1 tRNA gene is annotated in these 320 nt (G+C 44.4%); it reads right to left on the reverse strand.

What is annotated here, in order from left to right:
* Positions 1–73, reverse strand: a tRNA-Gln gene (locus ACE419_RS11610).
* Positions 74–320: the final 247 nt, after the last annotated feature.

Here is a 320-nt window from a genome sequence, read left to right on the forward strand (position 1 = left end):
CAGGGGTAGCTGGACTCGAACCAACGCATGCGGGATTCAGAGACCCGTGCCTTACCAACTTGGCGATACCCCTGTGTTTTCAGCTAAGCGCTGTCAACAAAAAATATTATAGCCTATCTCAGTGCTTTTGGCAAGTACTTTTTTTGTTTTTTCACCAATCACCTGCAAAGCCCCCAAAAACACGCCAACAAAAAACAAAGCGCGCCTTTATCTCTTCACATACGTTCGATTATGCTATAATATACAGTAGTTTACAACTTTAAGCAGCCTCTTCATCAGACCGAATTACGTCTTGCAAGGCTTTGAGCAAGGCCTTCGGA

The organism is Mitsuokella apri, from assembly GCF_047974105.1.
Lineage (GTDB): Bacteria > Bacillota > Negativicutes > Selenomonadales > Selenomonadaceae > Mitsuokella.